The organism is Streptomyces sp. NBC_01233, from assembly GCF_035989305.1.
In the GTDB taxonomy this organism is placed as follows: domain Bacteria; phylum Actinomycetota; class Actinomycetes; order Streptomycetales; family Streptomycetaceae; genus Streptomyces.
In genome coordinates this window covers 8126311-8152541 of sequence record NZ_CP108514.1, presented here as the reverse complement: position 1 = coordinate 8152541, position 26231 = coordinate 8126311, and the positions used below count along the sequence as shown (strand labels likewise).

At 72.6% G+C, this 26231-nt stretch carries 20 protein-coding genes and 1 pseudogene; 7 read left to right on the top strand and 14 right to left on the bottom strand.

Annotation, left to right across the window (positions count from 1 at the left end; genetic code table 11):
• Positions 1–11 precede the first annotated feature (11 nt).
• The 8 genes from OG332_RS38210 to OG332_RS38175 form a co-directional block, all read right to left on the bottom strand.
• Positions 12–1229, bottom strand: coding sequence for a glycosyltransferase (locus OG332_RS38210; RefSeq protein WP_327417724.1), 1218 nt, complete (start codon positions 1227–1229; stop codon positions 12–14).
• Between the two features lie 206 nt (positions 1230–1435).
• Positions 1436–2404 (bottom strand): LLM class flavin-dependent oxidoreductase, encoded by a 969-nt coding sequence (locus OG332_RS38205; protein ID WP_327417723.1) that lies wholly within the window; start codon positions 2402–2404, stop codon positions 1436–1438.
• A 13-nt stretch (positions 2405–2417) separates the two neighbouring features.
• Positions 2418–2936 (bottom strand): hypothetical protein, encoded by a 519-nt coding sequence (locus OG332_RS38200; protein ID WP_327417722.1) that lies wholly within the window; start codon positions 2934–2936, stop codon positions 2418–2420.
• A gap of 86 nt (positions 2937–3022) precedes the next feature.
• Positions 3023–3877, bottom strand: coding sequence for an alpha/beta hydrolase (locus tag OG332_RS38195; RefSeq protein ID WP_327417721.1), 855 nt, complete (start codon positions 3875–3877; stop codon positions 3023–3025).
• 73 nt (positions 3878–3950) lie between these two features.
• Positions 3951–5378, bottom strand: coding sequence for an MFS transporter (locus tag OG332_RS38190; RefSeq protein ID WP_327417720.1), 1428 nt, complete (start codon positions 5376–5378; stop codon positions 3951–3953).
• Between the two features lie 70 nt (positions 5379–5448).
• Complete coding sequence (locus OG332_RS38185; RefSeq protein WP_327417719.1) at positions 5449–6450, bottom strand: ParB/RepB/Spo0J family partition protein; 1002 nt, start codon at positions 6448–6450, stop codon at positions 5449–5451.
• A gap of 195 nt (positions 6451–6645) precedes the next feature.
• Positions 6646–7551 carry a UTP--glucose-1-phosphate uridylyltransferase GalU gene (gene galU / locus OG332_RS38180; protein ID WP_327417718.1) on the bottom strand — a complete coding sequence of 302 codons (906 nt, stop codon included), beginning with the start codon at positions 7549–7551 and terminating at the stop codon, positions 6646–6648.
• 57 nt (positions 7552–7608) lie between these two features.
• Complete coding sequence (locus tag OG332_RS38175) at positions 7609–8205, bottom strand: helix-turn-helix domain-containing protein (protein WP_327419500.1); 597 nt, start codon at positions 8203–8205, stop codon at positions 7609–7611.
• 337 nt (positions 8206–8542) lie between these two features.
• On the opposite strand from OG332_RS38175, the gene OG332_RS38170 reads away from it, so the two are divergent.
• Entirely contained in the window at positions 8543–9760 is a 1218-nt protein-coding gene (locus tag OG332_RS38170; RefSeq protein WP_327417717.1) for an IS701 family transposase, read from the top strand.
• A gap of 288 nt (positions 9761–10048) precedes the next feature.
• On the opposite strand, the gene OG332_RS38165 is transcribed toward OG332_RS38170, so the two are convergent.
• From OG332_RS38165 to OG332_RS38155, 3 genes are all read right to left on the bottom strand, one after another.
• Positions 10049–11416 (bottom strand): phosphomannomutase/phosphoglucomutase, encoded by a 1368-nt coding sequence (locus OG332_RS38165; RefSeq protein WP_327417716.1) that lies wholly within the window; start codon positions 11414–11416, stop codon positions 10049–10051.
• A 105-nt stretch (positions 11417–11521) separates the two neighbouring features.
• Positions 11522–12475, bottom strand: a complete 954-nt coding sequence (locus OG332_RS38160) for an NAD-dependent epimerase/dehydratase family protein (protein ID WP_327417715.1) — start codon at positions 12473–12475, stop codon at positions 11522–11524.
• The gene (locus OG332_RS38155) at positions 12472–13149 is read right to left on the bottom strand and encodes a ScbR family autoregulator-binding transcription factor (RefSeq protein ID WP_327417714.1); all 678 of its coding nucleotides are present in this window, start codon (positions 13147–13149) and stop codon (positions 12472–12474) included. The genes OG332_RS38160 and OG332_RS38155 overlap by 4 nt, the downstream gene beginning before the upstream one ends.
• A gap of 102 nt (positions 13150–13251) precedes the next feature.
• Here OG332_RS38155 and OG332_RS38150 point away from each other — a divergent pair, with 102 nt between their 5' ends.
• Positions 13252–14223 carry a ScbA/BarX family gamma-butyrolactone biosynthesis protein gene (locus OG332_RS38150; RefSeq protein WP_327417713.1) on the top strand — a complete coding sequence of 324 codons (972 nt, stop codon included), beginning with the start codon at positions 13252–13254 and terminating at the stop codon, positions 14221–14223.
• 105 nt (positions 14224–14328) lie between these two features.
• On the opposite strand, the gene OG332_RS38145 is transcribed toward OG332_RS38150, so the two are convergent.
• Entirely contained in the window at positions 14329–14685 is a 357-nt protein-coding gene (locus OG332_RS38145; RefSeq protein ID WP_327417712.1) for a zinc ribbon domain-containing protein YjdM, read from the bottom strand.
• A 162-nt stretch (positions 14686–14847) separates the two neighbouring features.
• Between OG332_RS38145 and OG332_RS38140 the strand changes: the two are divergent.
• Both OG332_RS38140 and OG332_RS38130 read left to right on the top strand, forming a co-directional pair.
• A pseudogene (locus tag OG332_RS38140) lies at positions 14848–16130 on the top strand (AMP-binding protein).
• Positions 16131–16262: 132 nt separating this feature from the next.
• Entirely contained in the window at positions 16263–17465 is a 1203-nt protein-coding gene (locus OG332_RS38130; RefSeq protein ID WP_327417709.1) for a serine hydrolase domain-containing protein, read from the top strand.
• 24 nt (positions 17466–17489) lie between these two features.
• On the opposite strand, the gene OG332_RS38125 is transcribed toward OG332_RS38130, so the two are convergent.
• Positions 17490–17774 (bottom strand): hypothetical protein, encoded by a 285-nt coding sequence (locus tag OG332_RS38125; protein ID WP_327417708.1) that lies wholly within the window; start codon positions 17772–17774, stop codon positions 17490–17492.
• Positions 17775–17972: 198 nt separating this feature from the next.
• Between OG332_RS38125 and OG332_RS38120 the strand changes: the two genes are divergently transcribed.
• Entirely contained in the window at positions 17973–18185 is a 213-nt protein-coding gene (locus OG332_RS38120) for a hypothetical protein (RefSeq protein WP_327417707.1), read from the top strand.
• Between the two features lie 65 nt (positions 18186–18250).
• Here the strand turns inward: OG332_RS38120 and OG332_RS38115 are convergent, their stop codons facing one another.
• Positions 18251–23083 (bottom strand): hypothetical protein, encoded by a 4833-nt coding sequence (locus OG332_RS38115; RefSeq protein WP_327417706.1) that lies wholly within the window; start codon positions 23081–23083, stop codon positions 18251–18253.
• Between the two features lie 251 nt (positions 23084–23334).
• Here OG332_RS38115 and OG332_RS38110 point away from each other — a divergent pair, with 251 nt between their 5' ends.
• Together OG332_RS38110 and OG332_RS38105 are read left to right on the top strand one after the other, a co-directional pair.
• On the top strand, positions 23335–25401 hold the full coding sequence (locus OG332_RS38110; protein WP_327417705.1) for a galactose-binding domain-containing protein: 2067 nt from the start codon (positions 23335–23337) through the stop codon (positions 25399–25401).
• Positions 25402–25540: 139 nt separating this feature from the next.
• Complete coding sequence (locus OG332_RS38105; RefSeq protein WP_327417704.1) at positions 25541–26215, top strand: TetR/AcrR family transcriptional regulator; 675 nt, start codon at positions 25541–25543, stop codon at positions 26213–26215.
• Positions 26216–26231 lie beyond the last annotated feature (16 nt).

Here is a 26231-nt window from a genome sequence, read left to right as displayed (position 1 = left end):
GTCCCGACGGCTCACCCGGCCGCGTCGAGGAGCAGCTTCGCGGCCACCGTCGCCCCGTCGGTGCGGAACGCGGCGGCCACGGCGGTCGCCCGGGCGCGGGTCCCGGGCGTCAGGGCCTTCTCGAGGGCGGCCGACAGCGACGCGAAGGCCGGTGTCGGACCGTCGTGGGCCGCGCCGATGCCCAGTTCGGCCACCCGGCCCGCGAAGTACGGCTGGTCCGCCCCCTGCGGTACCACCACCTGGGGCACGCCGGCCCAGGTGGCCGTCGTCGTCGTGCCCGCGCCGCCGTGGTGCACGACGGCGGCCGCCCGCCGGAACAGCGCCTGATGGTTGACCTCGCCGACGACGAAGCAGTCGTCCTGGTCGTCGATCAGGGCCAGGTCGGCCCAGCCGCGGGAGAGGACCGCGCGGCGGCCCTGCGCGCGGATCGCCTCGATGGTCGCCCGGGCGACGTCCTCCGGATCGCGCATCGGAATGCTGCCGAAGCCCACGTACACGGGCGGCGTGCCGGCGTCCAGGAAGGCCACCAGGTCGGCGGGGAGCGGGCGTTCGTCCGGCAGGACCCACGCCCCGGTCTGCACGACGTCGAGGTCGGCCGGCTGCTGCCACGGGGCCAGGACCGGGTCCGCGGCCAGCCACGGGCGGTCGGTGAAGACGTGGTCGCGGAGGTTGTCCACCGGCGGCAGGCCGACCGACGCCCGGTGGGTGTTGACCGCCTCGCCGAACACCGCCTGTGCGTCCTGGACGTCCCGGTCCCACAGCTCGCGGTTGTCGCTCACGTCCTCCGGGAGCGGCCGGCCCGGCCGCGGCATCGGCGGGTGGTGCGGCGACGGGAGGCTGACCGGCTGGTAACTCGCGTACACGTAGCGGATGCCCAGTTTCTCGGCGACGGCCCGCACACCGGCCACGGCCGGCACGAGGCCGGTCGCCACCAGCACGTCGCACCCCTCGGCCGCCGCGCTGACGTTGTCGTAGAACGCGGCGACGAGCTCGGCCGCCCGCCGGGGCACGCCCCCGGGCGAGGGCGGCGTCTTGCCGGTCACCAGTGCGCGCACCGACTGGCCCGTCGGCACCATCTCCACGCCGACCCCGGCCAGCCGCTTCGCGAACTCCTCGTCCGGCGGCGCGCACACCCGGACTTCCGCGCCGAGTTCCTGCAACCGCACCGCGAGACCCACCAGCGGCTCGACGCCCCCGCGCGAATCATAGGCCGACAGCAACACACGCATGCGCACTCTCCCGTTCCACCGTCTCTGACCACGGTTGGAGATTCTGCGGCACGACCGCGATCTTGTGGCAAGCCCCCCGGTGCGCCATATGCTGAGAGCGGCAAGGAGTGATCACTCTCCTTGCCCTTTTTCGTCTGCGGTGCCGCCCACGCCCCGGCGGACAGGGACACCACGCCCAGGATCCCCGGGGCGGACAGAGCGGGCCCCTACGAGCGGGAGGCGCCCACCGTGGCCGTCGGGCGGGATGCCGGAAGGGCGAAGGCTTCGGCCAGCAGTTCGTACGAGCGCTGCCGGTCGGACGGGTCGGACGTCAGGGTGTTGATGACGAGCTCGTCCACTCCGTGGGTCCCGGCGAGTGCCGTCAGCACGGCGTACACCTGCTCGGGAGCCCCGGAGACGAGAGCCGTACGGTGCACCTTGGCCCGCTCCAGCTCGGCGCCCGTCCACCGGTGGCGGCGCGTGCTCTCGTACGACGGCAGCGGGGCGTCCTGGCCGAGGTCCTTGCGGGCGCGCCACAGCAGCAGGCTCTGGGCGAGTTCCTCGGCGCGGCCGGCGCTGTCCGCGGTCACCACGCGCACCGCCAGCGCGCCGCCCGCCCGGCGGCCGGTGGCCGCCCGGAACTCGGCGCGGTAGTCCTCGAACGCCTCCCGGCCGCTGGCCGGGGAGAAGAAGTGCCCGAAGGCGAACTCGGTCCCCAGCAGGCCGGCCAGCCGCGCCGACTCGCGCCCGGCGCCCAGCAGCCACATCTGCGGAGGAACCGGTGCGTGCGGTACGACTCCGCCCTCGCCCAGCAGCACCCGGAGCTCCGCCAGCCGCTGCGGGAAGTCGCGCGCGGGCCCGCCCGCCCGGCCGATCCCCAGGTCGACCCGCCCGGGGTAGAGGGAGGCCAGTACGCCGAAGACCTCGGCGACCTTCGCCGGTTCGTAGCGGGGCAGCAGCACGCCGCCCGTCCCGATCCGCATCCGCGAGGTGCGGGCGAGCAGCGCCCCCGCGAGGATCTCGGGCGCGCTGCTCGCGAAGCCCGGGGAGCCGTGGTGTTCGGCGGCCCAGTACCGGGTGTAGCCGAGGTCCTCCGCGACGCGGGCCAGGTCCACGGAGGCGCGCAGCGCCTGGTCCGGGGTGTGGTCCTCGCCGACCGGGGTCTGGTCCAGCACGGACAGTCGCAGGTTCGTCATGACGGATCGCCTTTCAGTGCTGGTGGGCGGGGACACCGGTGGCCCCCGCCATGGTCGCGGGCACGATCCTGAAGTCGCGTTCGAAGACCAGGTTGTGGAGGTCGGCGGCGGCGATGGCACGCAGTGTGGGCAGCTCGGCGGCGGCCTGCGCGTCGTCGAAGACGTTCAGCGGCCACTCGGAGACCGTCGCCCCTCGCAGGTGCGGGTGGTGGAAGGAGGCGCCGTAGTGCGCGTAGAGGGTCACCGGCGGGATGTCGGCGGCCGACTGCTCGTCCCACCACAGGGTCCAGGCGTGGAAGAGGCTGCCTTCGTCGGCTCGTTGGACCCCGCCGGCGTCCACCACGCCCTGTCCGAGGAGCAGTTCGTCGTTGAGCTCGCCGAGCGCCTGGCGGGCGTACGGGTCCAGGAGTCGCGCGGCGGTGCGGAAGTGCTCCTCCTTGTCCGGGCGGGTCACGGCGCCGCCGTGGATCCCGTCGCGCAGGTCGGCGAAGTGCCGGAGCAGGGCGGTGAGGTTGGGAACGTCGGGGGTCATCTCAGCTCCTTGTGAGGTGAAGGACGGGGTGCGGGAGGGGAGGGGAGGGGAGGGGAGGGGAGGGGAGGGGAGCGGGCCGGGCGGCCTCAGGCGTCGGCGGCGTCCGGTGAGACGAGCAGGTGAAGGGCCAGCCCCAGCCAGCCGCGCAGGGACACCGTCGCGTGGCCGCCCGTGGCGCGGCCGGGCTGCAGGAACGCCCCGTGGCCGGTGTGCCGGAACTCCCGCAGTGCCACCTTCACTCCGGCCGCCCGCAGCAGGCGCCCGTAGCGGTGTACGTCGTCACCGACCGGGTCGAGGTCGCCGGCGGCCATGACGGCCGTCGCGACTCCGCGCAGGTCGGACGCTTCGAAGGGGGTGCTGTAGAGCCGTGTGCCGTCCGCGGCCACGGGCCGGCCCGGCTGCCGGTAGTCCTGCCAGGCCGCCATCAGGTAGGAGGCCGTGGGGAACATGTCGGGGAAGCGGTGGTAGGAGGCGGCGGTGCAGCCGGGGTCCAGCGGCGGATACGCGAGGATCTGTGCGGCCACGGGAAGGGCGCGGTCGCGGCAGGCGAGCGCGGCGCAGGCGGCCAGGGTGGCTCCCGCACTGTCTCCGCCGACTGCCACGGGCACGCTTCCACCGGCCCGCTCCCGGACCCAGTCGAGCGCCGCCAGGACGTCTTCGACCATGGCCGGGTGGCGTACGTCGGGAGCCAGCCGGTAGTCGACGCTCACGACGGCGAAGCCGGAGGACTGGGCGAGTTCGGCGGTCGCGCCGTGCCAGTCCTGGGCGGATCCGGCGCGCCAGCTGCCGCCGTGGGCCCACACCAGCCATCCCTGCGGGGCTGATGCCCCCGGCCGGTACACCCGGGCGGGGACCGGGCCGGACGGGGAGGGGATCTGAACCTGCTCCCAGCGGACCGCGACACGGCTGGTTCCGGCGGCCGAGTGGGTGGGTGTTGCCATCGGGGTTTCCTTCCCTCCGTGCCTGAGGCCAACGTTCGCTGCCACGGCAGGGCTGTCACAAGGCGGAGTTGCCTTAGTAGCCGGGCTGCTGCTTGTTGCGGAGGAAGAGGGCGGTGGTCAGGGTCCCGAGGACCACGATCGCGGTGTTCACGATCACCGCGGTGGTGATGCCCGCGTGGATGTCCGTGTTCGCCGCGGCGATCGCCGACATGATCGGCGTACCCATCGTGATACCGATCTGCTGCGTCATCGTCGCCAGCCCCGTCGCCATGCCCTGCTCGTGATCCGGCAGACCAGTCGTCGCCGTCACCATGAACCCGACGATCACCAGCATGTTGCCGATACCACCCGCGAACGTCGCCACCAGCAACAGCCACATCGACGACGAGGTCTCACCCAGCGCGATCAGACTCAACGTCGCGACCGCCTGGAGCACACCACCCACGATCAGCGTCGTGCGGGTACTCGTCGCACCGATCACCCGCGGAGCGATCGAACCACCGATCACCGTGCCGATACCCAGCACACCGAACGACAGCCCCGCCGTCAGCGGCGAAAAGTCCAGCACCTCCTGCAGATACAACGTCATCAGGAAGACCAGGCTCGTCTCCGTCAGGAACGCGATCAAACCCGCGATATTGCCCCACGCAACCGTCTTCTTCTTCAGCACCGACACCGGCACCAGAGGAGCCGCACTCTTCGACTCGATCGCATAGAACACGACCAGCAACACCACACCCGCCGCCAGCCAGCCCAGAGCCGAACCCGAACCCCAACCGTGCTCACCCGCCTGCGTCAACCCGTAGATCAGCGCCAGCAGACCCAACGTCACCGCCGTCGCACCCGGAAGATCCAGCCTCGGACGCACCGACGGACGCGACTCCTTGATCACCGCAGGAGCAATGAACAACACCGCAAGCGCCACCGGCACGTTGACGAAGAACGCCCACCGCCACGACAGCAGATCCGTCAGGACACCACCCAGGATCGCGCCCGTCGTGAACCCCGCAGACATCAGAGCACCGTTGAGACCCAGCGCCTTCTGACGCAGAGGGCCTTCCGGGAAGGAGGTCGTCAGCAGGGACAGGCCCGCCGGCGTCACCGCCGCCGTCGCCAGACCCTGGAACACACGGGCGATCAGCAGCATCTCCGGACTGTTCGCCAGACCACCCGCCAGCGACGACAGACCCAGCACCGCCAGACCCACCAGGAACAACCGACGACGCCCGAACAGATCCGCAACCCGCCCGAACAGCAACGTGAACCCCGCAGCACACAACGCGAACGACGTCGCGATCCACTGCAGATTCGACAACGAGAAACCAAGCCCGTCACCGATCACCGGCAGAGCCACATTCAAAATCGAGAAATCAACCGCCAGCATGAACTGCGCCACCAGCAGCACCACCAACACCAACCTCAGGCGCCCGTCCAAACGGACCGGACCCTCAGCACCACCCCCCGCGCCCGCTTCAACACGCGCACCCTCGACAACCGACATCGCCATACATCCTTTCCATCACAACGGAGGCCCTCGGCTCGGAGGGCCGTTACTGGCCGGGGAGGCCGGCTCAGGCAGAGGTCTGCGCCGAGGCCCGGCGCCGTAGTTCTTCGGACAGCTCCTGCCAGCCGCGTGCGCACTGGGCGGCCGCGGCGGCCGCGGTCTCGGCGCGGTACGGGGGTACCGCGGCGACGATCCGCTCCCACTGGCGAAACCCGCTCACCTGGAGATCGAGCATGCGCAGCAGGAGCCTCCCCGCCTCGCTCAACCTGAGCAGGGGGTCCTTGCAGAGGCCGGTGACCAGCGAGGGCAATGACTGCCCCCCGCCCCGGTCCGGTGGCCGGGGCGGGCCCGGGCTGTTGCCCGAGCGCCGCTGGACGGCCGGCACGGGATCCGCTCCCTCGCCGATCCGGCGGCGTACGTCCCGTACGGTCGAGGGCGCGATGCCCGCCTCCCGTGCGATCTGCCGCAGGGAAGCCGTGGGACGGCCGGCCAGCAGCCGGGCCGCGACCTCGCGCCCGCGGACCGGATCGGCCGGCCGTACGCGGCCGTCCTGGCCGATGCGGCCGGGTGGCGCGGGCGCCGGCCCTTCGCGGCGGCGCAGTGCCCCGATGGTCTTGGCCGCCAGCCCGGTCCGCTGCGCGATGCCGCGGTCGGACCAGTCCGGGTGGGACCGCAGGATCCGTAACGCCGCGGCGGTCCGCTCCGCGTGCGTCAGCGGGAGCCCGTGACTGATGTTGGCCTCGACCGAGAGCACGAACGCGTCCTCGGCGCTGCCGTCGAAGTACGTCACTCCCACCGTGTGCTGCCCGCGGAGTACGGCGGCCCGCAACCGGTGCGTCCCGTCGATGATCCGCATGGTCGGGCGGTGCACGAGCAGCGGCGGCAGCGCCCGCCCGGAGTGCGCAAGGTCTTGTGCGTGGCTCTCGTTCACGTGGACCGTGCGGGGGGAATCCGCCGCGAGCAGCGCGCCGACCGGCAGTTCGCACGCGGCGTCGGGGGTGTGCGCCGCGTTCGCCGAGCTGGTCGCGCTGGTCGCGGTGGTCGCGCTCCTCGTGTCCGGCGTGCCCATGAAGTTCACCTCCTTTCGTGCACTCGCTGCTTCGGACGCCGCGCTGTTCGTCGGCCCCGGGAAGAAATTACGTAACTACCGTTCGGTAATCAATCCCGCAGCCGAACCCCGTTGAGATTTGGGCAAGTTGGCGAGGTGTCGGTCCGGCGGGGTGGGCGACCGCGGAAGATCCCCGGTCGCCCGCCGGGCGGCCGCTCACACCCCTGCGAGCTGCTCGGACCGTACGAACTCCTTGAGCCAGGACAGGAATTCGGGGCCCAGATCCTCGCGCTCGCAGGCGAGCCGGACCGTCGCGCGCAGATACTCGGCACGGTCCCCGGTGTCGTAGCGCCGGCCGGAGAAGACGACCCCGTGCACGGGACGCCCCGCGTGCAGCAGGGTGCGCAGGGCGTCCGTGAGCTGGATCTCGCCGCCGCGCCCGGGGCTCGTACCCCGCAGGACCTCGAAGATCTCGGGGTCGAGGAGGTAGCGGCCGATGATCGCGAGGTTGCTGGGCGCGGTTCCCGGCTCCGGCTTCTCCACCAGCTCGGTGATGCGTACGCCGTCACCGCCCGCCGACTGCTCCACCGCGGCGCATCCGTACTGGTGGATCGCGTCCGGATCCACCTCCATGAGGGCCACCACGCTGCCGCCGAGCCGGGCGCGCACCTCGGCCATCCGGGCCAGCAGCGGGTCGCGCGGGTCGATCAGGTCGTCGGCCAGGAGCACGGCGAACGGCTCCTGGCCGACGTGCGGGGCGGCGCACAGAACGGCGTGCCCGAGCCCCTTGGGGTCGCGCTGGCGGACGTAGTGGATGTCGGCGAGCTCGGTGGAGGCACAGACGCTGTTGAGTTTGTCCTGATCACCCCGGCGCTGGAGGGCCTCCTCCAGCTCGTAGTTGCGGTCGAAGTGGTCCTCGAGCGGCCGCTTGTTGCGTCCGGTGACCATGAGGATGTCGGACATCCCCGCCGCGACCGCCTCTTCCACCACGTACTGGATGGCCGGCTTGTCGACCACCGGAAGCATTTCCTTCGGGGTGGCCTTGGTGAGCGGCAGGAATCGCGTACCGAGTCCTGCGGCGGGGATCACTGCCTTGCTTATCTGAGGGGGTGTGGAATTCATGCCGCTGACGCTAGACCGCATCGCGCCGCATTGGCCCGAATTCCCGGGCTTTTACGCCTACTTAGGCATTTCCGTTGCCGCCGGCCCCTCCGGCGGCTCCTGCGCCGGCCTCTGCACTGGCGTCGCCGCGATGCTCCGCCGGACGAGCCACCACAGCTCTCCGAGCTCGCCGGCGGCCTCACCGGGGTGCCCGCCCCGGCTGCGGCGCGCCCGCGCGACGACGCCCCCCACCAGATGCGCCGTCAGCACGGCGACCGGGCGCGGGTCGACCTCGGGATCCAGCTGCCCTTGTGCGGCGGCCCGCTCCAGCAGCTCCCTGACCTCGGGAAGCCAGCAGCAGCACCACTCGGGTCCGGCGCCGGCGCGCTCCTGGGTCAGCCGGGCGGCGGCGCGTACGGCCACGTCCGTCTCGACGAGGCGCCCCAGGGCGAGGACGAGCGCCGAGAGGGTGTCCAGCGCCGGGCCGCCGCGGGCCGTCACGCCCTCGACCACTCTGCGGGTGGCGCTCCGGCCGGCGTTCTCCACGGCCGACGCCAGCTCCCCCTTCGCCGAGAAATGAAAGGTGACGGCTCCGATCGACATGTCTGCGGAACGGCTCAGCCGGGAAAGTGATGTCCCGTCATACCCATTGCGGTCGAATTCAGCGGCGGCCACCGAGATCAGATGATTACGGGTGCGCACGGCACGCTCTTGCTTTACCACTGCACTATCACTGCCATCCAGGTCGTTCCTGACTCGCCCATGACTCCTCCGCGGAGACGGGCGACCTCCAGCGTCACCCCGGCGCCGACCCCGCACAACGGCGACTTGACGAAGAAACACCCCTGTCCCGCCGCTCGGCGGCCGCACCGCGACGGGCGCCGCCGGACCCGCTCACCAACCTGCCGAAGTCGCACCGCGGGCGCCCTGCGTTCGCTAGAAAAAAAACGAACGTTCTGTATCCTTACTCATCGACGACGCACGCCGGCGTCCGCAGTGGAGGGGGAGACAGATGACGGCACAGACGAGGACCCGAGCCCTGGTTGCCGGTGACAGGGGCCTCGACGAGTTCACGGAACGCCTCTTCGGCCACTTACCGCGCGCCGACCAGCGCCGTTGGGCCCGGGTCTACCTGCAAGGACTGCTCACGACCCCGGGCAAGAAGTCCGTACGCAGGCTCGCGGCGTCCGTCACCGAGTCGCCCACCGCCTCCCAGTCCCTGCAGCAGTTCATCAACGCGAGCCCCTGGGACTGGGATCCGGCCCGCGCCGAACTGCTGCGCTGGGCGGAGGAACGGCACACGGTGCGCGCCTGGACGATCGGGCAGGTGTGCTTCCCCAAACGCGGTGAGCACTCGGTCGGCGTGCACCGCCGCTTCGATCCGGCCGCCGGGCGCATGGTCAACTGCCAGTTCGGCTTCGGCCTGTTCCTGTCCCTGGACGGCATCAGCGTGCCGGTCGACTGGCGGCTGGTGCTTCCCGAGACCTGGACGACGGATCCCGTCCTGCGCCGCCGGGCGCGCATCTCCCCCGACGCCGTGCACCAGAGCCCAGAGTCCCTCGTGGTGGAGCTCGCCGACGGGGTCGCCGCCCGTACCTCCTCGGCGCGCGTCCCCGTGGTCGCCGACATCAGCCGCCTCGGCAGCGCCGCCGCGGTGATCGGCATGCTCGGCCGCCGGGGCCACGACTTCCTCGTGTCCGTCCCGCCGGCCCTCGGCGTCTGCGCCGCCGGTACGGTCCACAGCGGCGACCCGGCCCGCACGCCCGGACGCGAGTCCACCGCGGGCGACTTGGCCCGCCTGGGGAACACCAGCCACCCGTACACCGCGCTGCTCACCAGACCCGAGGCGCGCCCGCAGCGGCTGCGCATCCACTCGGCCCTGGTTCGCGTACCGGGAGGGGAAACGGGGGCCCCCGGGGCCCTGGGGGCGCACCAGACGTACCGGCTGTTCGGTGAACGGCGGCCGGGACCCGGGCAGCGGGGCGGCGGCCCGGTCTGGCTCACCAACATGAGCCGGCACCGGATGGACGACCTGCTCCACCTGGCCCGGCAGTCGGCGCGGGCCACCGCGACGCTCGGCAGGCTGGCGGACGAGTTCGGCCTGCTCGATTTCGAGGGCCGGTCCTTTCCCGGGTGGCACCACCACATGACCTTGATGTCAGCCGCGTATGCGTACAAGGGGGTGCCGGCCGGGGTGAGCGCGCGGCGGGAGTACGCGCGGCTCGCCTGAGCCGGGCCCTGCCGGGGTCCGTCCCCTGGGACCCCGGCTCCGCCGAGTCACCTCCGGTGCGGGCTGGAGTGTCCTCGTTGGTGCCCGCCGTGGGGAACCCGGCTCCGCCGGGCACCGGGCTCCGCCCGGACCCGCGCCTCAACCGCCGGCGGGGCTGGATTGGGCGGCCGGCGCTGAAACGCGACGGGCGCGAGGGCTGGATGTGACGGCGGAAGGCCGGGAGAGCCGGGCCGGCGCCGGCCCGCCCGAACTGCGCGGAGCGCGGTCCGGGCCGGGGCCGGAATGCGGTCAGGCGCGGATGAGGGCCAGGACCTCGTCGCGGACCTTCGCGAGGGTGGCCGCGTCACGGGCCTCCACATTCAGGCGCAGCAGGGGCTCGGTGTTGGAGGCGCGGACGTTGAACCACCAGTCCTCGCCCGTCGCCGTCAGACCGTCGAGCTCGTCCACCGTCACATCGTCACGGCCGCCGTAGGCGGCCTTCACCGCCGCCAGACGGGCCGCCTGGTCCGCGACCGTCGAGTTGATCTCACCCGAACCCGCATACCGGTCATACGAAGCCACCAGGGCCGACAGCGGACCGTCCTGACCACCCAGGGCCGCCAGCACGTGGAGCGCGGCGAGCATGCCGGTGTCCGCGTTCCAGAAGTCCTTGAAGTAGTAGTGCGCCGAATGCTCACCACCGAAGATCGCACCCGTCCTCGCCATCTCCTCCTTGATGAAGGAGTGACCGACACGGGTACGGACCGGGGTGCCGCCGTTCTCCCGCACCACCTCCGGCACCGACCAGGAGGTGATCAGATTGTGGATCACAGTGCCCGACCCGCCGTTGCGGGCCAGCTCACGCGCGGCCACCAGAGCGGTGATCGCCGACGGGGACACACCCTCGCCCCGCTCATCCACGATGAAGCAGCGGTCCGCGTCACCGTCGAACGCGATGCCCAGATCCGCACCCTCCGCCAGCACACGCGCCTGCAGATCCACGATGTTCTTCGGATCCAGCGGATTGGCCTCGTGGTTGGGGAACGTGCCGTCCAACTCGAAGTACATCGGGACCAGATCCAGCGGCAGACCCTCGAACACCGTCGGAACCGTGTGGCCGCCCATGCCGTTGCCCGCGTCCACGACCACCTTCAGCGGACGGATCCCCGTCAGGTCCACCAGACCCCGCAGGTGCGCGGAGTAGCCCGGAAGACTGTCCCGCTCCGTCACCGTGCCCGCAACCGTGCCGGCCGCGACCGCGGGAGCGCCCGCCTGCGACCACTTCTCCACCAGCTCACGGATCTGGGACAGGCCCGTGTCCTGACCCACCGGCGCCGCACCCGCCCGGCACAGCTTGATCCCGTTGTACTTCGCCGGATTGTGCGAAGCCGTGAACATCGCACCCGGAAGATCCAACGAACCCGACGCGTAATACAGCTGGTCCGTCGAGCACAGACCGATCAACGTCACATCCACACCACGCACGGCCGCACCCCGCGCGAACGCCGCCGACAAACCCGGCGACGACGGACGCATGTCATGACCGATCACGATCGCCGAAGCCCCCGTCACCTCCACGAACGCGGCACCGAACAGCTCCGCCAACGACTCGTCCCACTCGTCCGGCACGACACCACGCACGTCATACGCCTTGACGATGTTCGAAAGGTCGGGCATGTCCACTCCTTCGGGGGGTGACCGGCTGTGTTCCGGACGCTACCCGCCGCCCTCCCCGCCACAGCCCGTCCGCCCCCAACCCGCTGAGGCTTTGGCAGATCGCCTTCAGCCCGGGGCGGCGGCGCCCCTCTCCCGGTACCACTGCGCCGCCGCGCCGAGCCGGCCCAGCGGGCCGGGTCCCGGCGCGATCCCCGCGAGTCTCCATGCCTCGTCGGCGCGGTACCAGTGGTCCCGGGCCAGCAGCGTGAACTGCCGCTCGCTCACCCATCCCGGCGTCGTGGCCAGCGCGTCCAGACACCTGCGCCACGGCCAGTCGGCGGCGGGTCCCGCCGGCAGCACCCGGTGGTCGGCGAGGGCGTCCATGAGGTCGCGGTTGCGCACCGGCACCGGGTGGTGGGCGTGCAGGACGCCCACGGCCCCGGCCGCTGCACCGTCCCCGAGCGCGAACGCCGCGATGAGCCGCGCCAGGTCGTCGACGTCGACGAAGGAGGCCAGCCCCGTACCTCCTCCCCACGCCGCCGGTACGCGCCGGAAGGCGTCGACGAGAGCCGGTACGACCCAGCGGTCGCCCCTGCCCAGCACCAGCCCCGCGCGCAGGACCAGTCCCCCCGCGTCGAGCACCGGCTCCTCCCCCGCCAGCCGGCTGCTGCTGGCCGCCGACACCGGGGCGGTCGTCAGCTCGCCGACGTCCTGTCCCGTGTGCGGTCCCGGCCCGTAGACGGCGCAGGTCGACAGCTGGACGATGCGCCGTACGCCCGCCCGGCCCGCCTCGGCCATCAGGGCGGCGGTTCCCGTGGAGTTGACCGCCGTGCAGCGGTCGGCGTCCGGTCCTGTGCAGGAGGCCAGCGACAGCAGGACGTCCGCGCCGTCGCACACTCCGTGCAGGGATTCCGCGTCGGCCAGGTCCGCGCCGATCCAGCGCCCGCCGTACGCGATGGGGGGACGCGTACGGGACACCGCGTGCACCACGGCCTGCGGGTCCTGCGCGGCCAGCCGGCGCAGGACCGCCGACCCCACGAAGCCCGTCGCCCCGGTGACGACGATGTGACGGGCACTCAACCCCGCCGCCCCGGCCCGGGTTCCGGCTCCTTCGACGCCTGCGGCCGCGTCGGAGTCAGCGTCAGGCGCAGGTTCTCGCGGGTGCCCTCGGTGGCGACCGCGGGGAGCAGGTAGCGCCACAGGGAGGCGATGCGCTGGGGCAGGTCGGCCCGTCCGGTGGACGCCTGGGAGAAGAGCTGCGCTCCGGTGAAGGAGCTGACCAGTACCCACGCCAGCTCGTGGTCGTCGACGTCCGGCTGGAGCTCCCCCTTGGCCCGGGCGAAGCGCAGCTGCTGGCGGAACTCCAGCACCCAGGCCTGGTAGGCGACGTCGTCACGCAGGCCGAACTCGCCCTGTTCCACAGCTAGTCGGACGCCGGCGCGGAGTACCGGATTGTGCCGCAGCTCCTCCGCGAGGTAGAGCGTGATGTCCACCAGGTGCTGCAGCCCGTCCTCCCCTTCGGGGAAGACCAGGCCGTCGCCCTGGCCGACCATCACGGCGTAGGCGAGCTCCTCCTTGGAGCTGAAGTGGAAGTACATCCCGCCCTGGGTGACGTCCGCCCGCTTCATGATCTTGCTGATGCTGGCCCCGCTGAAGCCGAACTCGTCGAAGACCTCTGCGGCGGCACGGAGGATGGCCGCTTTGGTCTGAACTGCCCTGAGTTGAGGCGCGCGTTGCTGCTTCCGCTCTGACATGGACACCCAATCTCTCTCGATAAAAAAAACGAACATCCTTTATTTTAGGACCCAGCGCCACACAAGCACCAGCTCATGTCCGATGTCCAGGGGGGCTCAACCATGACTGTGTCAGCTGATCACTCCGCCTCGTCCGTCGCCGCACTCAGCAGCGCCTTACCGCGGGAGTACGTACACAAGAGCGCACACTCCGAAGTCCTGCTCACCGGGTGGCGCACCGTCGCGCCCGACCAGTACGTCGTCACCGCCCAGTGGCCCCGTACCCACAGCTTCTACACGCCGGACGGCGGCCACCACGACCCGCTCCTCCTCGCGGAAACGGTCCGTCAGGCCATCCCGCTCCTGAGCCACGTCGCCTACGACGTCCCCTTCGGCCACCGTCAGATCTGGGACACGTTCAGCTACTCGGCGAACCCGGAGGCCCTCGTCGTCGGCCCGGTACCGGCCGACATCGTGCTCCGCATCAGCTGCTCCGGCATCACCCGCCGGGGCCGAAGACTGGCGGGCCTCACCATGCACGTCACCGCGACCCGCGACGGGGAATTCCTCGTCACCGCCCAAGCCGGCTTCACCAACCAGCCGCAGGCCGTCTACCAGCGTCTTCGCGGTACGAACGCGGACCTCGACCAGGTGGCCGCCCGCATCATCCCGCTGCCGCCGCCGCTGACGCCCCGCCGCGTCGGCCGCGACCGCTTCCACGACGTGGTCCTCTCCCCGACCAGTTCCGTCCTGCGCGCCCAGCTCCGGGCCGACATCAACCACCCGATCCTCTTCGACCACCCCGTCGACCACGCCCCGGGCATGCTGCTCCTGGAAGCCGTGCGCCAGGCCGCGTACGCTTCCGCCTTCCCGCGGCGGGGAGTCCTCACCGACCTCGAAATGCGGTTCTTCCGCTACGCGGAGCTGAACTCGCCCTGCTGGATCGAGACGGCCCCGGCAGCCGGGGAGACGACCGCGACGGGCCGCCACCCCGTACGCGTCCTGGCCCGCCAGAACGGCGAGGACGTCTTCACCGCCACCGCGATGATCACCACCACGGCGCACGCCCCCCTCCGCGTCCACGCCACTCCCTGACCCGTCCGCCCGGGAGCAACCCGCCGGGAGAACCACGAAGGCGCCTGACCGGGTCCCCGCCAGGCAGGCGCCTTTCCCTTCCCCGCGGAGCGCGGGGCGCCGCGGTCAGACCTTCCTGACCACGCTGGACTTGAGCTGCATGGAGCCGAAGCCCTCGATCTTGCAGTCGATGTCGTGGCCGTCCACACCCTCGACGAGACGGATGTTGCGCACCTTGGTGCCGGCCTTGATGCCGGTCGGGCTGCCCTTGACCTTCAGGCCCTTGACGACCGTCACGGTGTCGCCGTCGGCCAGCACGTTGCCGACCGCGTCCTTGATCACCCGCTCCCCGGCGGCCTCACCGGGCTCGGCGGACGCGAGCGGCCACTCGTGCCCGCATTCGGGGCAGACGAGGAGCGCGCCCATCTCGTACGCGTACGTGCCGGCGCACTCGGGGCAGGGAGGCAGGGGGGTCTCAGTCACCCCGACAGTATATTTCAGGCCGTCCTCGCAGGTCGACGCATGCGTCCCTGCCCCGGCGTGTGCGTCCCTCCTCCGGCGTGTGCGAGAGTCCGGCCGGCGCGGTTCACGAGGGGACGCCGGACCGCCGGGCCCCGCTCTCGCCACCCAGTCCAGGAGGTCCATGTGTCTGCCGCATCGAGCTACGCGTCCGGGGTCTGCGAAGTGCCGCTGCTGGGCGACACGATCGGCGAGAACCTGGACCGCACCGTGCGGAGGTTCCCGGGCCGCGACGCCCTCGTCGACGTGGCCGCCGGGCGCAGCTGGACGTACGCCGAGCTGGCCGCCGACGTCGACGCCCTCGCGCTCGCGCTCGGACTGCTGGACCTGGGCATCGTCAAGGGCGACCGCGTCGGCATCTGGGCCCCCAACCGGGCGGAGCGGACGCTGGTGCAGTACGCCACCGCCCTACGCGGCCATGATCGAGGAAGTGCGGCCGCGCTGCCCGGCGCTGGAGTTCGTGGCCCTGGCCACTGCTTCGGCATGGTGATGGGCAACCTCGCGTGCACCAGCCACGGCGCGGCCATGGTGATCCCGGCGCCGTCCTTCGATCCGGCGGCCACCCTCGCCGCGGTGGAGGCGGAGTCGTGCACCTCCCTCTACGGCGCCCCCACGATGTTCATCGCCGAGCTGGCGGATCCCGGCTTCGACGCCTACGACCTGTCCAGCCTGCGGACGGGGATCATGGCTGGCTCGCCCTGTCCGGTCGAGGTGATGAAGGAGGTCATCGACCGGATGGGCATGACCGGGGTGTCCATCTGCTACGGGATGACGGAGACCTCGCCCGTGTCCACGCAGACCCGCGCCGACGACTCGGTCGAACGCCGGGTGTCCACCGTCGGCCGCGCCGGGCCGCGCCGGGCCGCACCTCGAAGTGAAGGTGGTCGATCCGCGCTCCGGCCTGACGGTGCCGCGCGGGGAAGCGGGCGAACTGTGCACCCGCGGCTACTCGGTCACGCTCGGCTACCTGGGAGGAGCCGGAGCGGACCGCCGAAGCCGTGGACGCGGCCCGCTGGATGCACACCGGCGACCTGGCCGTCATGGACGCCGACGGTTACCTGAGCATCACCGGCCGGATCAAGGACATGGTGATCCGCGGCGGCGAGAACCTCTACCCGCGCGAGATCGAGGAGTTCCTCCACACCCACCCGGACGTCCTGGACGTCCAGGTCATCGGCGTGCCCGACACGAAGTACGGGGAGGAGCTGATGGCGTGGGTGCGGATGCGCGAGGGCGCCGAGCCGCTGACGGCGGCCGCCGTGCGGGCGTACTGCGACGGCAGGCTGGCCCACTTCAAGATCCCGCGCTACGTGCACGTCGTGGAGGAGTTCCCCATGACCGTCACCGGGAAGATCCGCAAGGTGGAGATGCGCGAGGCGGCGGTGCGGCTGCTGGAACTTCCTTCGTAGTAAGCGCGTTGTCGCTCGCACCCCTGCCGGTGTCAGATGATCTCCGTGGGCCCGCGGATCGGTCGACCGAGCGATCCACGGCGCCCCGATTCCGCCCTACCGACCGACCAGAGGAACACCGTGCCCCTGCCCATGAACCGACGTCTGGCCCTCAGCGCAGCCCTGCTGGCGGTGATGGCCGCGGTGGCTCCGGCGACCAGCGCCCACGCCGCCCCCTCCCTCTCCCCCGATCTCGAGGCGGTGAGCCAGGCGCTGCGCAACACGACCGCCGCCGGAGCGCCGGGCGCCATGGCCCGCTTCAGCGGACCCCTCGGTGTCCGCACCAGGGTCGAGGGCGTACGCGACAAGACCACGGGATCGGCCATGGACACCCAGGCCCGCTTCCGGATCGGCAGCGTCAGCAAGACGTTCTCCGCCGTCGTGCTGCTGCAACTGGTGGCCGAGGGGCGGATCGAGCTGGACTCCTCCGTCAACCGCTACCTGCCCGGTCTGCTGCCCGACGACCGGATCACCGTGCGTCATCTGCTCAGCCACCGGAGCGGCCTGGCGGACTACACCGATGCCATGTTCGCGCAGACCGTGCCCGGCTTCGAGTCCGTGCGCAACAAGGTCTTCAGCTACCGGGAACTGGTGGACCTCTCCCTGCGCGAACCGCGGACGACCGTGCCCGGCGCGGCCTACAAGTACTCGAACACCAACTTCGTGGTCGTCGGCATGCTCATCGAGAAGGCCACCGGCAACGGGGTGGCCACGGAGTACGAGCGGCGCATCTTCAAGCCGCTGGGGCTGCGCAACACCTCCTACGTGCACCCCACCACGCAGATCAAGGGACTGCACGCGCGCGGCTACCTCCACCCGGACGAGGCCGGCGCGCCCCTGGTCGACTCCACCGAGCAGACGGCGTCGTGGGCCCAGACCGCCGGGGCCGTGATCTCCAGCCCCGCCGATCTGAACACCTTCACCTCCGCGCTGCTCGGCGGCCGGCTGCTGTCCGCTCCCATGCTGGACGCCATGATCACCGTGACCCCGACCGACACCACGAACACCCGGTTCTACGGGCTCGGTCTGCGCCGCTACGACCTCTCCTGCGGCACGTCGGTCTACGGGCACACGGGTACCGTGCAGGGCTTCTACACGTACGCCTTCTCCACGCGCGACGGCCGCCGCAGCCTCGCCGCCATGGCGAACACCTCGAACAAGGGCGAGGCGAACACCGCCCTCGGCGGAACCCTCGAAGCCGCGTTCTGCGGCAAGCAGCCCGCGGAGGCCACCAAGCGCGGCTTCGGCTTCGCCCCGGCCGAGATGGACCTGCCCGAGCACAACGCGGCCCGCTGACGCGCCCCGGGGGGTCCTGACCCCTCAGCCGTCGCCCGCCACGTCGTCGCAGGCGGGGCAGACCCGGCTCGCGTACCTCGGGTCGCACCACGCGGAGCCGGGCTGCCCCGCCGGCTGCCACGAGGCCCTCTGCATCGCGAACGTGTCCCTGCCGCAGAAGGTCCGCGGGCCGGGGACGGCCGTCATGCCGGGGGCGGCCGGCGCCGCGTGCACGCGGCGAACGGGCAGCTCGCCGCCCCCTGCCGGCTCACCGGAGTCGTGCGCCGTCTCCGGTGCGTCGAGCTCGTACACGACGACGAATTCGCTCATACCCCGACGGTAGGCCGCCCGCGGGCGTCCCGCGGGACCGACACCGGGAAACCGAGGCGTGAGCCGGGTGCACTCGGTTCACCTGCCGGGGGCGAGCAGCGTGTCGGGCCGCCGGCGCCGGCCGGGTTCGCCATCCTGGGCCGTGGTGCGGTACCGCAGTGGCCGCCGCCCCTCCCCCACGGCGAGAAGGAGCACGGCATGCCGACGGACGCGATCGGACGTTTCCTCGCGGCTTTGGACCCCGGCCACCGGGAGGCCGTCACCGGCCGGCCTCGCGAGGAGCAGGAGCGGCTCGCGGCCGCCTGGGAGCGGGAGCTGGCGTCGGACGACGAGCTCGACACCCTCGACGAACTGTCTCCGCCCGCGGCCGAGGCCGAGGCGGCCCGCCGCGTCATGGACCGCGAACCCTGACCCCGCCTCGGTCGTCTCTTTCGGATCTCGCCCCACCCGCGCCGACGAGATCCGAAAGAGACGATTCAGGCCGTCTCTCCGGGCCCGCCCGACAGCCGCTCCCAGGCCTCCGCGAACATCTCGTGCAGGGGCGCCGTCGGCAGCACCCGGCCGAAGGGGGCTCGGATCTCGCTCCGCCACAGCGGGCGCACCAGGTGGCTCCCCAGCTTCGCGGTCTCCAGCGGCAGGTGCGGGGCCTTCAGTTCGCTCCACTCGCCGGGCAGGAACAGGGTCCGGCCGGCCCGCGCCCGCTTGGCCTCCACCACCGCGCCGGTGGCGAGGAGTTCGGCCCGGGCCCGGGTGTGCTCCTTGGCCGACCAGCCGTTCCACCGCCGCACGTTCCGGTCGGTGGGTGTGGCCAGGGTCGCCAGCTGGAGGTACAGGGCCGAGGCGTCCGCGCCCGCGCCGAGCTCCTGGCCCACCCGCGCGACCAGTTCCGGACAGGACTGCCGCGGGTCCGCCTCGTACGTCCCGGCCGGCAGCGCTCCCGAGCGGGCCCGGAGCATCATCCGCTCCAGTCCGCCACCGGGCAGCAGTGGCGCCACCCGGTCCAGTGCCTCGGCGAGGCCGGCGATCCCGCGCAGCCGCCGCCACGCCTCGGGGCCGGCGACCGCCGCGGGCCGCAGGAAGGCGGCGCCGCCGGGCGTGCACACCACCAGCGGCCCGGAGTCGTACGCGGTCACGGTCACCGGGCCCTCCTCCGCGTAACGGCCCCTCACCACCGGCAGCCGCCCCGGCCCGAACTGCTCGGCGATCGGTGTCGAGCTGTCCTGGACCAGCCCGCCGGGCAGCTCCAGCAGCAGTTCCGGGCGGGCCAGTTCGACCCGCAGCCGCTCGTACAGGGCCATCGCCCCGGCCACCGCCGGATCGCCGACGGGCCGGTCCGTCCACGCCCACACCAGCGCGCTCGCGATCCGCCCGTGGGAGAGGCCCACCGGGGTGCCGTAGGGCAGCTCGGCTCCGGCCGGCGGCACCGCCCTCACCTCCACCTTGTTGCCGTACCGGGTCGCCGCCAGCTCCCAGCCGACCGCTTCCACCGTCGTGTCCTCGGCAGCCTCGTAGCCACCCGCCAGCCGCCGGGCCCACACCTCGGAGAGGCCGAGCTCGGCCTCCAGGACGTCGGCCGCCTCGTCGTGCACCGCGGGCTGCGCTCCGATCAGCTCGCACCACACCCCGGCCATCCGCTCCACGGCCGCCAGGACCCCGCCCGGCCGCCACAGCTCGGCCGGGTCCTCGGGCAGCGCCGCCGCCAGGACGGCCCGCCGTCCGGCGCCCCCGAGCCGCGCGCGCAGCCGCTCGTACGACTCGGTGGTCGTGGGGGTCGCCTTGTACGGGGCCTTGCGGGCCAGGGAGCGGTCCTCGTCCCGGCCGGGACGGCCGACCAGACCGGCCACCACGAGCCGGGCCACGGCCCGTCGTACGCCCGTCAGTTCGGCGAAGCGCGCGGCTGCCGGCTCCGGCAGCGGGACCGGGCCGTGCGCGTCGACCGCCTCGACCAGGGCACGGAGCCGGGCGGCGTCGTCCCGCTCCACCCGGACGCGCCGTGCCTGCGCGAGCGCCGCCGGTACCGGATCGGCGTCGGCGTCCGCGGTGGCGCCCTCGGTGGAGTCCTCCGCCGCGGGTGCGACGAACCAGCACTGCGACCCGCCGGGCCTCACCGCGGCGGACGCCACGGCCGTACCGCCCGCCCGCAGCCCGTCCAGGGTCCCGGCGTCGGCGCGGCCCACCCACCACCGGCTGCCCACACGGGCGAACGGCTGGTCGGCCCAGGTGTCCAGGAGCGCCAGCAGCGCGGCCCGGTCCGCGTCCGGGGTCGGCGCCACCGCCGCCCGCCACGCCGCGGCGTCGACCGCTCCCAGCAGCTGCGACCAGTCGTGCGGCGGTGCCGGCGGCGAGAGCCGCCGCACCTCCTCCACGATCGTCCCGGCCAGGCAGGCGCCGTCGGAGGCCAGCGCGCCCAGCGTCGCCGGCAGGGCCACGTCCCGGGTCGGCCGCTCCCCTTTGGAGACCAGCCCGAACAGCGCGGGCAGCAGCTCGGTGTCCGGCGCGGACCGCCGCGGCCGGGCCGGCGCGGCCTCGGCGAGCAGGGTGACGCGCCGGTGCAGGGCGCGCCGCCGCTCCTCCACCCGGGCCGCCCGGCCGGCCACTCCTACGACGGCCTCGGCCAGCACCGGGTCGGTGACCTCCGGCAACTCCCGGGCCACCGCCGCGCGCAGCGCCGCCGGGCCGTCGAGGGCGGCCGTCAGCAGCGTGTCCGCCGTCCGGCGTCCCACGGTCCGCAGCGCACGGGACCCGGCCGCGTCCCGGGTCCGCAGGAGGTACCAGAAGGCCGGCGGCAGAGCCACTCCGCCCGACACGGTGACCTGCCGGGCCGGCCTCACCCGCGGGTGCCGGGGCGAGTGGTGTCCGTCCAGTTCCCACAGCAGGACGCCGTCGGCGGCGTACGCGCGCACGCCCGTCCAGGTCCGCGCCTCGGCGAGGACCACGTCCTCCACCGCGCCCTCCGGCGGGGCCCACAGGGCCCAGGGCTCCTGCCCGGGCCGGTCGATGTCGAAGCGGGCCGTACGCCCGTCCACGCTCTCCACCAGATAGTGGTCGGGCGCGTGGTCGCGGTGCCGGGTGCGGAACAGCACCCGGGTCCCGACCAGCCCGTCCCGGCTGCCCAGCGGGGAGCCGTCCAGACCGTCGGGCAGCGGCGCCAGCTGCAGCGCTTCCGCGGCCAGGCTCATACCGGTCTCGGACGGCTCCGCGGCCGGATCGGCACTCGCGGGGCGGCCCGGGAAGTCCGGCAGCGGGGTCGCCCCCTGCCGCTCCCCGGTGACCGGGTCCACCACCTCCCACGGCCGCCGCACGAAGACGGCGTTGGTCCAGATCCGGGAGCCGTCGCCGAGCAGCAGCTCGTCCCCGTCGATGCCTTCGGTGCCGCCCGGTCGCAGCACGCGCGTGCCGCCGTGCCGCCCGCCCCCGTCGGCGGTCTCGAACTGGAAGCCGTAGGCCCCGTCCAGGCTGCCGGCGAACGGCACCAGGCCGCTCACCTGGTCCGGCGTGAACGGCTCCTCGGGACGGCCGGCCCAGACGGCGGTGTCGCAGTGGCAGGGGCTCTTCTTGAGGGTCCAGCTCACCAGGAAGGAACCGCCCACGTAGTGGACGGCGTACATGGTCGCCCCGTCCGGGACCGTGAAGCGGCAGGAGCCCCGCACCCCGTCCGGGGCGACGGCGACCGCCCGGTCGCGCCCGAACACCGTCAGCACCGGCCAGGTGGAGGTCACCCCGGCCACCCCGGCCACGCCCGTGGCCTCCGGCGGCGTCCCGTCCGTTCCCCCGGATCCGGCGTCCGCGGCCTCTGGCCCGGTGTCCGCCGTCCCGGTCGCGGTCCCGGCGTCCGCCGCGAACTGCGCGTACACCGACTCCAGGTCCGGCCAGGCCAGTTCCTCGGGCAGGCCGGCCGCCAGCGAGCGCCGTAGCGCGCCCGCGGCGCCGGCCCCCGCGAGCGCGTCGGCGATCCCGTCGAGCGCCGTCACCGTCGGCCGGTCCAGCAGGGTCTCCAGCTCGGCCACGGCCTCCTCGGCCCCCGCCATGCCGCCGCCCGCGACCGTGTCGACGAGTTTGCCGACCCGCCCGGCCACCTCGTGGGCGATGCCCCCGTTGCCCGGCAGCAGCGTCACCGCGGACCCGGGCCGGCGGCCGTGCGCCGCCGACCAGTGGGGCGTCAGACCCGCGTGTACGGTCCCCTCCAGACGCGGGCCGAACACCGGGTCGGCGGCCAGTGCGACGAGGTCCCGCCGGGACCCCTCGCCCCAGAAGCGCATCCGCGTCTGCGGACCCGGGTCGACGACCGCGACCCCGGCCGCCAGGCAGGCGTCCAGCACGTCCGCGTCGAAGCCCTGGTAGTGGTGCCGGGTGGTGTGCACCGTCACCGGGTCGCCCGCCACCCGCAGCCGTGGCCCCAACCGGCCCACGAGGTCGAGGAATTCCGCCGGGAGCGGCTGGCGGGCGACGCCGCCGCCGGACTGGGCCGCGTACTGGTACATGCGGACGAAGTTCCCGACCCAGTGGTGCAGTCCGCCCTCCGGCACCACCCGTCCGGCCTCCATCGCCTCCGCCACGCCGCAGCCGATCAGCATCCGCAGCCACGCCCCGCCGTCGGTCACCCCGTCCGGGAAGACCTCCACCAGCCCGGCCGCGACCGTGTCCGCCGGCCGATGGGCCGTCAGGACCTGCTCCGCGGCGGTCAGCAGCGCGTCCGGCACCGACTTCTTCCGGGTGACCGACAGGATCGCGCCCACCAGCCGCGCGACCTCCTCGTCCCCGTGCCCGGCCGCCTTCGCGGACGCCCGTACGCGGCGCACCAGATCCGCCGGCAGGTCCGCGGGCGAGCCCGCCCACGCCGTCAGGAACGCGTCCAGGGCCGCGTGCGCCGCCGCCGGCTCCAACGTCTCGGCGAGGAACCGCTGGTGAGCCCCGAACTCCTTGGCCGGCATGGCCCCGCCCGTGGCGAACAGCAGCGCGTTGGCCCGGCGGTAGCCCGGGTCCACCGGCAGTCCGTGCCGGGCCTCGGCCTCCCGTGCCGCTGCGTAGGCCCGCCCGCCGGGCCGGCTCCCGTATCCGATCAACCGGTGTCCCACGGCGTCCCAGAACCACGGCAGGTGCGCCGGCGGCAGCCGTCGCGCCCGCGCCGCCATCGTGTCGACGAACCGGCCGGGCTTGGTCCGCGAGCGGCCCAGTTCGGAGCGCATGTCCTCGACCAGGGCGCGCGCGGTCCCGGCCGCGTCCGGGTCGTGGGCGGCGACCCAGTCGGCGTAGGTGGTCGAGACGTGGGTACCCGCGGTGGGCAGCAGGGCAGCGGACGAAGCGATCATGCCTGGGATCGTCGCATGCCCCACCGACACCGCCGGCACCACGGCCCGGGATCCGATCCGGCCGGACTGACGAGCCATCAGGTCATCTGTCCCGGACTCTTGACTCTGCTGCCGCCAGTGGCGATTCTCGACCCACCGCTTGTGCGGGCCATGACAAACAAGCCACAGCCGTGCCATACGGCCGTGGCCGTCGTGCCCCCGGGCGGTTCCGGCTCCTCGACCGCGCCATCCACTGACCGAAGACGTGAGTGATGACCATTTCCCGACACACGCACCACAGGCGTAGGCCCCTCGCGGTCCTGTCATTGCTCCTCGCCGTGGTGGCCATGGTGCTCGGCCCCGTGCCCAGTTCCTCCGCCGCCGACCCCGGCTGGTGGAACCCGGTCGCCCGGCCCGCACCCGACTCCGAGATCAACGTCACCGGCGAACCCTTCAAGGGGACCGACTCCCAGGGACGCGTCCGGGGCTTCGTCGACGCGCACGACCACCTGATGTCCAACGAGGGCTTCGGCGGCCGTCTCATCTGCGGCAAGCCGTTCTCCGAGCAGGGGGTGGCCGACGCGCTCAAGGACTGCCCCGAGCACTACCCCGACGGCACGCTCGCCATCTTCGACTTCATCACCAAGGGCGGCGACGGCAAGCACGACCCGGACGGCTGGCCGACCTTCAAGGACTGGCCCGCCCACGACTCGCTGACCCACCAGCAGAACTACTACGCCTGGGTCGAACGCGCCTGGCGCGGCGGCCAGCGGGTGCTCGTCAACGACCTCGTCACCAACGGCGTCATCTGCTCGGTCTACTTCTTCAAGGACCGCGGCTGCGACGAGATGACCGCCATCCGCCTGGAGGCGCAGAAGACGTACGACATGCAGGCGTACATCGACAAGATGTACGGCGGCCCGGGCAAGGGCTGGTTCCGGATCGTCACCGACTCCGCGCAGGCCCGCGACGTCGTCAAGCAGGGCAAGCTGGCCGTCGTCCTCGGGGTCGAGACCTCCGAGCCGTTCGGCTGCAAGCAGATCCTGGACATCGCGCAGTGCAGCAAGGAGGACATCGACCGCGGCCTGGACGAGCTGCACAGGCTGGGCGTGCGCAGCATGTTCCTGTGCCACAAGTTCGACAACGCCCTGTGCGGGGTCCGCTTCGACCAGGGCGCGCTCGGCACGGCGATCAACGTGGGCCAGTTCCTGTCCACCGGCACCTTCTGGCAGACGGAGAAGTGCAAGGGCCCGCAGCACGACAACCCCATCGGTCTCGCGGCTGCGCCCGAGGCGCAGAAGCAGCTCCCGGCGGGCGTGGCGGTCCCCTCGTACGCGGCGGACGCTCAGTGCAACACCCGCGGTCTCACCGATCTCGGCGAGTACGCGGTGCGCGGCATGATGAAACGCAAGATGATGCTGGAGATCGACCACATGGGGGTCAAGGCCGCGGGCCGGGCCTTCGACATCCTCGAATCCGAGTCGTACCCCGGCGTGATCTCCTCGCACAGCTGGATGGACCTCGACTGGACGGAGCGGGTGTACCGGCTCGGCGGCTTCGTCGCCCAGTACATGGGCGGCTCCGAGGCCTTCAGTGCGGAGGCCAAGCGCACGGATGCGCTGCGCGAGAAGTACAAGGTCGGCTACGGCTACGGCACCGACATGAACGGCGTCGGAGGCTGGCCCGGCCCCCGCGGCGCGGACACCCCGAACCCGGTCCGCTACCCCTTCCGCAGCACCGACGGCGGCTCCGTGATCGACAAGCAGACCACGGGCGTGCGCACCTGGGACCTCAACACCGACGGTGCCTCGCACTACGGCCTGGTCCCGGACTGGATCGAGGACATCCGGATCACCGGCGGCCAGGACGTGGTGGACGACCTGTTCCGGGGCGCCGAGTCCTACCTCACCACCTGGGGTTCGTCCGAGAAGCACAAGGCCGGGGTGAACCTCGCCGCGGGCGCCGCCGCCTCGGCCAGCTCGTCCGAGTGGAACCCGTTCATCAGCTACGCGCCCTCGCGGGCCGTGGACGGGAACACGGGCACCCGCTGGGCGAGCGACTGGAGCGACGACCAGTGGCTCCAGATCGACCTCGGGACACCGGGCCTGGTCAAGCGCGTCACCCTCGACTGGGAACGCGCCCACGGCACGTCGTACCGGATCGAGCTCTCGGGCGACGGCACGAACTGGCAGTCCGCGTGGTCCACGACCACCGGTGACGGCGGGCTGGACACGGCGCAGTTCGCCGGCACCCCGGCCCGGTACGTACGCGTCCACGGACTGCAGCGCGGCACCCAGTGGGGGTACTCGCTCCACGAGGTCGGCGTCTACAGCAGCTGACGCCGCCCGGGCGGTGTCCGGGGCCGGGGCCGGCCGGATCCTCACCGATCCGGCCGGCCCCGGCCGCCTTCCCGCCGCCGCACGGCACCGCCCCGTATCCCACAGCACGGCACAGCAGCACGAACCGAAGGGATCGCCCATGGCACGGATGCCGTCGGCCGACCGGCGCCGGCAGCTGACCGAGGCCGCCATCCGCGCGATGACCCGCGACGGGGTCGCCCGGACGACGACCCGGTCGATCTCCGCCGAGGCGGGCGTGTCACTGAGCGTCTTCCACTACTGCTTCGACTCCAAGCAGGCCCTGCTCGAATCCGTCATGGCGGCGATCACCGAGCACAGCATCACCGTGGTGAAGGAGGCGATCCAGCCGAAGGCCACCCTCCGCGAGACCGTCCGGGCCGGCTTCCAGGCGTACTGGGACCACGTGTCCGCCCACCCCGGCGAGCACATGCTCACGTACGAACTCACGCAGTACGCCCTGCGCCGGCCCGGTTTCGAGCACCTGGCGCGACGCCAGTACCGGCTGTACGCCGACACCTACACCGAGCTCATCGAACAGCTCCGTCACCACATGGGCTTCGAACTCCGCGTCCCCGTGACCGTACTCGCCCGCTATCTCGCCGCCATGACGGACGGGCTGACGCTCAACCACCTCGTGCTCGGCGACGAGAAGATCTCCACGGACATCCTCGACACGATCACCGACCACGTGGCGGGCCTCGTCGGGGACGACTGCGCCGGCGGCTTCGGCGACCACGGCGACGGGGCCCGGCCGCCCGTCGGGGAGCGCGTCGCACCCCCGCGCTCCGACTGAGGCGGCCGGGTCCCCG

Excerpts from the sequence above, each read along its gene's own strand:
- OG332_RS38190 (WP_327417720.1), bottom strand. The coding sequence starts at position 5,378 with ATGTCGGTTGTCGAGGGTGCGCGTGTTGAAGCGGGCGCGGGGGGTGGT.
- galU (WP_327417718.1), bottom strand. The coding sequence starts at position 7,551 with ATGAATTCCACACCCCCTCAGATAAGCAAGGCAGTGATCCCCGCCGCA.
- OG332_RS38210 (WP_327417724.1), bottom strand. The coding sequence starts at position 1,229 with ATGCGTGTGTTGCTGTCGGCCTATGATTCGCGCGGGGGCGTCGAGCCG.
- OG332_RS38205 (WP_327417723.1), bottom strand. The coding sequence starts at position 2,404 with ATGACGAACCTGCGACTGTCCGTGCTGGACCAGACCCCGGTCGGCGAG.
- OG332_RS38185 (WP_327417719.1), bottom strand. The coding sequence starts at position 6,450 with ATGGGCACGCCGGACACGAGGAGCGCGACCACCGCGACCAGCGCGACC.
- OG332_RS38195 (WP_327417721.1), bottom strand. The coding sequence starts at position 3,877 with ATGGCAACACCCACCCACTCGGCCGCCGGAACCAGCCGTGTCGCGGTC.
- OG332_RS38150 (WP_327417713.1), top strand. The coding sequence starts at position 13,252 with ATGACTGTGTCAGCTGATCACTCCGCCTCGTCCGTCGCCGCACTCAGC.
- OG332_RS38130 (WP_327417709.1), top strand. The coding sequence starts at position 16,263 with ATGAACCGACGTCTGGCCCTCAGCGCAGCCCTGCTGGCGGTGATGGCC.
- OG332_RS38120 (WP_327417707.1), top strand. The coding sequence starts at position 17,973 with ATGCCGACGGACGCGATCGGACGTTTCCTCGCGGCTTTGGACCCCGGC.
- OG332_RS38105 (WP_327417704.1), top strand. The coding sequence starts at position 25,541 with ATGGCACGGATGCCGTCGGCCGACCGGCGCCGGCAGCTGACCGAGGCC.
- OG332_RS38115 (WP_327417706.1), bottom strand. The coding sequence starts at position 23,083 with ATGATCGCTTCGTCCGCTGCCCTGCTGCCCACCGCGGGTACCCACGTC.
- OG332_RS38125 (WP_327417708.1), bottom strand. The coding sequence starts at position 17,774 with ATGAGCGAATTCGTCGTCGTGTACGAGCTCGACGCACCGGAGACGGCG.
- OG332_RS38110 (WP_327417705.1), top strand. The coding sequence starts at position 23,335 with ATGACCATTTCCCGACACACGCACCACAGGCGTAGGCCCCTCGCGGTC.
- OG332_RS38155 (WP_327417714.1), bottom strand. The coding sequence starts at position 13,149 with ATGTCAGAGCGGAAGCAGCAACGCGCGCCTCAACTCAGGGCAGTTCAG.
- OG332_RS38170 (WP_327417717.1), top strand. The coding sequence starts at position 8,543 with ATGACGGCACAGACGAGGACCCGAGCCCTGGTTGCCGGTGACAGGGGC.
- OG332_RS38165 (WP_327417716.1), bottom strand. The coding sequence starts at position 11,416 with ATGCCCGACCTTTCGAACATCGTCAAGGCGTATGACGTGCGTGGTGTC.
- OG332_RS38200 (WP_327417722.1), bottom strand. The coding sequence starts at position 2,936 with ATGACCCCCGACGTTCCCAACCTCACCGCCCTGCTCCGGCACTTCGCC.